This is a genomic window from Corynebacterium sp. ACRPJ (assembly GCF_022347345.1).
GTDB lineage: Bacteria > Actinomycetota > Actinomycetes > Mycobacteriales > Mycobacteriaceae > Corynebacterium > Corynebacterium tuberculostearicum_D.
The window spans coordinates 1-7,317 of record NZ_JAKRNC010000029.1 but is presented as its reverse complement, the minus strand read 5'-3'; the positions used below and the strand labels follow the sequence as shown (position 1 = coordinate 7,317).

The 7,317-nt window shown below is 60.7% G+C and carries 5 protein-coding genes and 1 pseudogene; 4 read left to right on the top strand and 2 right to left on the bottom strand.

The features are described from left to right. On the bottom strand, positions 1-1,028 hold a 1,028-nt coding region (locus tag MHY08_RS11500), incomplete at its 3' end, for an HNH endonuclease signature motif containing protein (protein ID WP_239236773.1). A 165-nt stretch (positions 1,029-1,193) separates the two neighbouring features. Between MHY08_RS11500 and MHY08_RS11495 the strand changes: the two genes are divergently transcribed. Beyond that, the gene (locus tag MHY08_RS11495; RefSeq protein WP_239236772.1) at positions 1,194-2,393 is read left to right on the top strand and encodes an aromatic acid exporter family protein; all 1,200 of its coding nucleotides are present in this window, start codon (positions 1,194-1,196) and stop codon (positions 2,391-2,393) included. A 34-nt stretch (positions 2,394-2,427) separates the two neighbouring features. On the opposite strand, the gene MHY08_RS11490 is transcribed toward MHY08_RS11495, so the two are convergent. Further along, positions 2,428-3,300 (bottom strand): hypothetical protein, encoded by an 873-nt coding sequence (locus MHY08_RS11490; RefSeq protein WP_204610882.1) that lies wholly within the window; start codon positions 3,298-3,300, stop codon positions 2,428-2,430. An 87-nt stretch (positions 3,301-3,387) separates the two neighbouring features. Here MHY08_RS11490 and MHY08_RS11485 point away from each other — a divergent pair, with 87 nt between their 5' ends. From MHY08_RS11485 to MHY08_RS11475, 3 genes and pseudogenes are all read left to right on the top strand, one after another. Beyond that, the gene (locus tag MHY08_RS11485; RefSeq protein ID WP_179387036.1) at positions 3,388-4,680 is read left to right on the top strand and encodes an adenylosuccinate synthase; all 1,293 of its coding nucleotides are present in this window, start codon (positions 3,388-3,390) and stop codon (positions 4,678-4,680) included. Between the two features lie 372 nt (positions 4,681-5,052). After that, a complete protein-coding gene (locus MHY08_RS11480) occupies positions 5,053-5,376 on the top strand; it encodes a malonyl-CoA-ACP transacylase (RefSeq protein WP_239236771.1) in 324 nt (107 codons plus the stop codon). A 734-nt stretch (positions 5,377-6,110) separates the two neighbouring features. Further along, positions 6,111-7,317: pseudogene (locus tag MHY08_RS11475) on the top strand (adhesin); the annotation flags it as partial.

Sequence of the window (7,317 nt, the reverse complement as noted above, 5' to 3'; positions counted from 1 at the left end):
GGGCTGGGGACGAAGCGTGGGGTGTTGCTCCACGGCGGTACCCAGGCGACGCGGCCATCGATGCGCACCATGCGGCCGCGCTCGGTGGGGCGGGAGGGGTCGTCTTGGTTGACGGCGTTGTGGTGCGCGCACAAGGTGACCAGATTTTCTTGGTTGGTGGGCCCGCCGGCGGACCAGGCGGTGAGGTGGTGGATTTGGGCGTCGTCGGCAGGCGTATTGCAGCCCGGCCAGGCGCACACGGGATGCTCGGCCGCGGCGAGCATGCGCTGTTTCCACGTGGCCATGCGCTCGGTGCGGTACAGGTTCACCGGGCCGTGCTCCGGGTGCACCAGGCTGACGTAGCCGCGCTGGGCTAAAGCGCGGGCGACGAGCTGCGCGCCGGTCATGCGGGCGCCGTTGGTGAGCTGGAGGGTGATATCGGAGGCGTCGGCAGGCGCGGCGACGATGCGGTCGAGCTGGTCCAGGGTGAGGATGACGTTGGTATGCACGGCCGGCAGCGCGCCGGGGTTGCCCTCGAGGAGGACCTTCTTGGCGGCGGCGAGGGGATCATCTTTGTTGACGGAAGCGAGCACGCCCTTGATATCGGCGATATCGGTGGGATCGGCCGTAATGGAGATGGTGTGGGGTCCGTCGGGGCGGCGGGTATAGCGCACGCCGGGCTCGGGGCGACGGGGCGGATTGAGCTGCTTGAGGAGCTTCTTGGCCACAGAAGGGATGAAGCGGGACTCGGTGCGGCACAGTTCTAGGCGCAGGTCCCAGGCGCGGTTGGTATCGCGCACGCGGCGGGTATAGGACTCGATGCTATCGAGTGTGGCGAGGTCGTGAGCGCGGGTGCGGGCGGCGTCGCGGGCGAGGCGCTGCTTGCGGGTATTGGACGTGCGGCCGAAGTAGACGTGTTGCAGGCGTGCGAGCTGGGCAGCCAGAAGGGGGCTGGCTCCGGCCTCGAGGAGCGAGTCTTCGGTGCAGCCCTGAAATTCGGCGACGAGGTCGACGCCGCGGCGGCATAGCAAGAGAAATTCGGTGTTCACACGGCCGAAGCTAAAGGGGGCTCGAAGGCCGAACAAGCGGTGCGCGGCCGGGGAGGTGGAAATTGTGGATAGGTGGGGGAAAAGGGGGCGTCGGCAAGAGCTATCCACAAGCCGGCCGACGGCCGAGATGCGCGGGGCCGGCGGCGATGGTAAGGGCGGTCTTCTATGCTGGAGGTCATGTCGGAAGCGAAGGAAAGAGTCTCAACGCGGCAGAAGCTGCGGGTGATTGACCGCTCGGTGCTCTCGCGGGTCAACCGCATCCGCTCGCGGTTTGTCTACATCATCCAGGCGACCATTGGCGCGGCGCTCGCGTACTGGGTGGCCGGCGATGTGGTGGGGCACCCGCAGCCGTTCTTTGCGCCGATTTCTGCGGTCATCATTCTGGGGATGTCCGGTGGGGACAGGATGAAAAAGGCGCTGGAGATGTCGATTGGCGGCATCATTGGCGTGGCCGTGGGCGACCTGCTCTTCCAGATAGTGGGCCAAGGGCCGTTCCAGATTTTCTTCATTGTGGGCGCGGGCCTGGTGGTGGGCTCGTTTCTGACCAAGTCGCCGCTGGTGACCAACCAGATTGTCTTTGGCGCGATTTTGATCGCCACGATTTTCCCACCCACGGAGGGCCCGGGCGGCCTGCACCGCGCGATTGACGCGATGATTGGCTCGGGCATTGGCCTGATAACCATTGCGTTGATTCCCAATTCCCCGTTGGTGGAAGCGCGGCGCGAGGTGTCGAAGGTGCTTAAGGTTGCCTCAAGCATTCTTGCCGACGTCACGTATGGCATCCGCCAGCAAGACCCCGCCGTCATCCGCGACGCACGCGAGGCAGTACGCGGTACGCAAAATAGCGTCAATACCCTGCTGAGCGCGGCGCAATCGGGTAGGGAGGCCTCGGAGGTTTCACCGCTGTTGTGGGCCTCGCGGCGCAGCATTCGCTCGCTGGAGCGCATCCTGTTGCCGGTGGATAACGCGGTCCGCGGCGTGCGCGTGCTCTCCCGCCAGGCGCTGGGCCTGACGGAGGACCGCGACAAAGTTTCGGACGAGCAGGTGGAGTTGCTCGATGAGCTTTCTGAAATCATGCTCGCGATTAGTGAGCTCTACGGCCAGGGCAAGAAGCATGGGCACGACGAGGCGATTGAAATTCCGGAACTTGTGCAGCGCCTGCGCATCGTGGGCGGGCGCGCCGGGCTGGACATCATTGATAGGGAAGGCACGCTGTCGGCCTATATGATTCTGGGCCAGACGCGCTCGATCGTGGTGGACATGCTGATGGTGTGCGGGCTCTCGCGCGAGTCGGCCGTGGCGCACCTCGTGCCGACCTCGCAGCACCCGGCCTACCCGCCGGAGGTGTGGGGGCGCGAGGACTAGCGTCCTCGCGCGGAGGCAAGGACCTCGCGCGGGGTTAAGGGCGGACGATCTGGAGGTCGCGCAGGTGGCGGTAGAACGTCACGCGGGTTACCGGGCGCTTGTGGGGGACGGAATCGACGATGACTCGCAGCTGCGGGCCGCCGGCCTGGACGGCGCGGCCGGTGCTGACGGATTCGGGGTCGAGCTGGCCTGGCTTGCGCAGCAGCGAGCGCAGGCGGCCCTGCGACTCGACGGGGGAGGTGGCGCGGGCGGCGAGGATGCCGGGGGCGTCGGTCATCGGGACGAGGCGCGCGCCGAAGGTTTTGGGGGAAGTGGCGGCTAGGGTGTGGTCGTCGATGATGACTTCGCCGGTGAAAGAGCCATTGGAGGCGTCGGAGATGGTGGCGGAGCCGGCGACGGCGAGGCCGGAATCGTTGCGGATAAGCGGCGCAGGGCGGACCGGGGCCGTGCGGGCGAAGTCGAGGGCCTCGGCCGGGGAGGTGGGAATCCCCCAGTTCTGGGCGGCCGCGGACGGGGTGGACGGAGTGGAGGCGGCCGGCGCGGTGGTTGAGGGGGTGGAGGCTGCGGCTGAGGAGACGGGGATGAAGGCGACCTCGGCCCAGAGGCGGTCGGAGCGCATGAGGCGGGTGAGCACGGCCGAGAGGGCGGCGTCGGAGCCGACGACGACGATGCGGGCGGGCTCAGCTAAGTGCGGGGCCTGTGGGGCAGGTTCGGGGGCGCCGAGGTGACGGACGTCGGGTTGCGCGGCAATGTCATCGAGCGAGGGAGTGGGGTCTGTGGGGAGGAGAGGGTTGAGGAAGGCGTCGATAAGCGCGAGCTCTTTGCGGGTAGGGATGGGGGAGAGATCATGGGCGTCGGCAGGCATGGCCACGCCCGGGGCGCCGCAACGGAGGAACAAAAAACGCATGCGGACAATGCTACGCGGGCTTTTTGCGCCGGGAAAGTGTAAAGTTGGAGAGTATTTTGGCTTCAATTATGAGGAAGTGACTAAACAATGGCAGCGATCGTCATTGTCGGCGCCCAGTGGGGCGACGAAGGCAAGGGCAAAGCGACCGACATCCTCGGCGGCAAGGTTGACTACGTGGTCAAGCCGAACGGCGGTAATAACGCCGGCCATACCGTCGTGGTAGGCGGCGAAAAATACGAGCTGAAGCTCCTGCCGGCCGGCATTTTGTCCGAGAACGCCACCCCGGTGCTGGGCAATGGCGTAGTGATCAACCTTGAGGCGCTCTTTGATGAGATTGACGGCCTTGAGGCCCGCGGTGCGAATGCCTCGCGCCTGAAGATTTCCGCCAATGCGCACCTAGTGGCGCCGTACCACCAGACCCTGGACCGCGTGCAGGAGCGCTTCCTGGGCAAGCGCGCTATCGGCACCACCGGCCGCGGCATTGGTCCGACCTACGCCGATAAGGTTGCGCGCATTGGCATCCGCGTGCAGGACATCTTTGATGAGTCCATCCTGCGCCAGAAGGTGGAATCCGCCCTGGATATTAAGAACCAGATGCTGGTGAAGATGTACAACCGCAAGGCCATCGAGGCGGACCAGATTGTGGAGTACTTCCTGAGCTACCGCGATCGCCTGCGCCCGATGGTTATCGACGCCGAGCTGGAGCTCAACCAGGCCCTCGAAGCTGGCAAGCACGTGCTCATGGAGGGTGGCCAAGCCACCATGCTCGACGTGGACCACGGCACCTACCCGTTCGTGACCTCGTCTAACCCGACCGCCGGTGGTGCTTCCGTGGGCTCCGGCATTGGTCCAACGCGCATCAAGACCTCGCTGGGCATTATCAAGGCTTACACCACCCGCGTGGGTGCCGGCCCGTTCCCCACGGAGCTCTTTGATAAGTGGGGCGAGTACCTGCAGACCACCGGTGGTGAGATTGGTGTGAACACCGGCCGCAAGCGCCGTTGTGGTTGGTATGACTCCGTTGTTGCGCGCTATGCCACCCGCGTCAATGGCTTTACCGATTACTTCTTGACCAAGCTGGACGTTCTCACCGGCATCGGCGAGATTCCGATCTGCGTGGCTTACGACGTCGACGGCAAGCGCTACGACGAGCTGCCGCTTACCCAGTCCGAATTCCACCACGCCGAACCCATCTTCGAGACCATGCCGGCCTGGGATGAGGACATCACGGAGTGCTCCACCTTTGAGGAGCTGCCGCAGAAGGCACAGGATTACGTCCTGCGCTTGGAAGAGCTGTCTGGCTGCCGTATCTCCTATATCGGCGTTGGTCCGGGCCGCGACCAGACCATCGTGCGTCACGATGTCATGGAAGACCAGTAAGGATGTAGTCCTTATTAGCCTGGTGTGAGAGCCCCACTCTCTAGCACAGCTGAACTGGCTCTCTGCACGATGCTTCTCCTAGCCCTCCAAGCAGACAACAAAGGTTCCTATCCTCACCCAGCTCTTGGTCTTTCTAAGGAATTGAGCCCTAATTGAGCGAAAGCGCCCGTGTCCCGTCATTGAGACGGAGCACGGGCGCTGTGGTGTTTCAGCGTACCTTAACCGCACACAGGGCCATGGCATGGTGAATTAAGGCGTTCCCTGTTGAACGTAACTATATACTAAGCTAAAGTTAAGATTGCTTTAAGTACAGAGAGTTTTCAGCTTTCGCGGGCCAAATTCCCGCGCACTAAATCACAGGGAGTTACTTCAATGATTATCAAGCTTTTGAGCGGCCTGCTAGCCACGATTATGGGCTTCTTCGGCCTGGGTGCCCCAGCACAGGAGGCTGCGCCGGCACCTGAGCAGGAGCAGGTTGCTGTTGCTGAGCAGGGTAACAACGACGATGTGCAGGCTCTTATCGACGCCGCCCATGCCGAAGCCGGCTACGACTTCATCAGCGTCCGCTATGAAGGCGACACCGCCCATATTGCCCTGAACCCGGAGACCTACAACCCGGACAAGGATGGCGATACTTTTGAGGCAGTTTCCCAGCTCCTGCAGGAGAAGGGCTACCAGGTTACTGCCGTTCTCTAAGGCTTAATTCATTCCAGAATCCGCACTGAGGCCTCGGTAAAGCATCCGCTTGCCGACGCCCGTGCGGATTTTTCTTTGCCCAATTCTTCCTCACTCCCTGTCCGGGGTTCCTAAGTGTGATTGTGATGACCCTAGGCAGAGTTTTCGCTCACACATCCCTTCTTGGAGATGAATGGCAATAGGGTCAATGTTTACGGCATTTCTGGAGCATCGAACGTTTGTACACCCGTAGGAAATGCTCTCCAGTAACACCTGTAACACCAACTTTCTATGGATAATTCCGGAGTGCTGCGAAGAAATTCCGTGCAAATCCCTCTCTCAAATTTGCACCAAATTAGATAAAACGCAGCGTACAGAAGTGTTTACATGGGTCTCGTTAAATCCAATCTTAGTATTGGTTAAGCTAGCGGTTTGGCTCTTTAACCTTAGAATGTGCCTAGTGGGCATCGAACATATGTATTTAACACCAGGTTACCCGTGAAAATAAGTACATCTACCTGTGGTTAAAGAATTAGAAATCCTGCATAACGTGCAGTTTTCTAAAGGTTTCTGGCTGGCGCCTTAAATTTTCCCGTGATATTATCCTGAGAGCACAATAAGAGTTAATCCAGATTCGGGTTCAAAACCCTGATTAACCGCAGTGTGTTCAAGTCTCAATTTCAGGTTCTGCTCAGCGAAAACGCTCGCTGTACAGGAAACGAATGTAAGTATTTGTACCGCTCGAAGAGGAAAGAATGAGTAAATTAAGAAACATATCCCGAGAGGGGTGGATGGTCTTTACCGCAGTGCTTGCTGCAATTGCGGTAATTGCGGCCATGGTTACCGTTCCGGGCGGCAAGGCGGAGGCCGCTGAGCCTACCGATTTCAAGCCGAACACCACTCTTGGTGAAAATACTGGCAAGGCTGCCGAAGATACTTCTTGGGGGCCGTTAGTTTGGGCCGGTGCCCCAATTGAGGGCCAGACTGGTGAAGGCTATCACGGGCATCCCGAGAATAACGTGGGCTGGGGTTGGTGTATGGACGCTAGCTTGGTTATCCCAATGAATAATGGGGTTAAGTATGATCAAGCGGAAGCGTCGAAGCTTGAAATTCCCGAAGAATATCGTGACGGGGCCATTAATGTAGCTAGAAAGCTCAAGGCGGCTACCGCGCGAGGCGACAAGAAGGCGGCTGCGAACTATGCCGTGTACCTAGTGGCGCTAGTGTCTCATACTGGTACGTCCAAAGCTGCTGCTGCTGCGACGATCACCGGTCGTGATCCGTACTATAGTTCGGCAGAGGCAGACGAAAAGAATTATCCAGGATTTACCGGTAATGCAGAAGAGTTTACGCAGCTAACTGGTTACAAAATTGTAAGTGATTATGATCCGGCGAAGTTTGAAAAGGATCCGGGTGTCACAATTCCTGCGCAGCCCCAAGATGCCTTCATTACTATTGTGATTCCTCCGAATAAGAAATCTGGTCCAGCGCAGCCAGTTATGCCAGTTGATCAGCCTGGCCTTCCGAATGACGGCGGTGGACACGACACTCCAGGTACTGACACCCCGGGTACCGATACGCCGGGTACTGACACCCCGGGTACTGACACCCCGGGTACTGACACCCCAGGTACTGACACCCCGGGTACTGACACCCCGGGTACCGATACGCCGGGTACTGACACCCCGGGTACTGACACCCCAGGTACTGACACCCCGGGTACCGATACCCCAGGTACTGACACCCCAGGTACTGACACCCCGGGTACCGATACCCCGGGTACTGACACCCCAGGTACTGACACCCCAGGTACTGACACCCCGGGTACTGACACCCCAGGTACTGACACCCCGGGTACCGATACCCCGGGCACTGACACCCCGGGTACCGATACCCCGGGCACTGACACCCCGGGTACCGATACCCCGGGTACCGACACGCCCGCAGAGCCTGCTCCTGAGA

Coding starts and splice junctions, on each gene's coding strand:
- MHY08_RS11495 (WP_239236772.1), top strand. CDS start 1,194: ATGCTGGAGGTCATGTCGGAAGCGAAGGAAAGAGTCTCAACGCGGCAG.
- MHY08_RS11480 (WP_239236771.1), top strand. CDS start 5,053: ATGATTATCAAGCTTTTGAGCGGCCTGCTAGCCACGATTATGGGCTTC.
- MHY08_RS11485 (WP_179387036.1), top strand. CDS start 3,388: ATGGCAGCGATCGTCATTGTCGGCGCCCAGTGGGGCGACGAAGGCAAG.
- MHY08_RS11490 (WP_204610882.1), bottom strand. CDS start 3,300: ATGCGTTTTTTGTTCCTCCGTTGCGGCGCCCCGGGCGTGGCCATGCCT.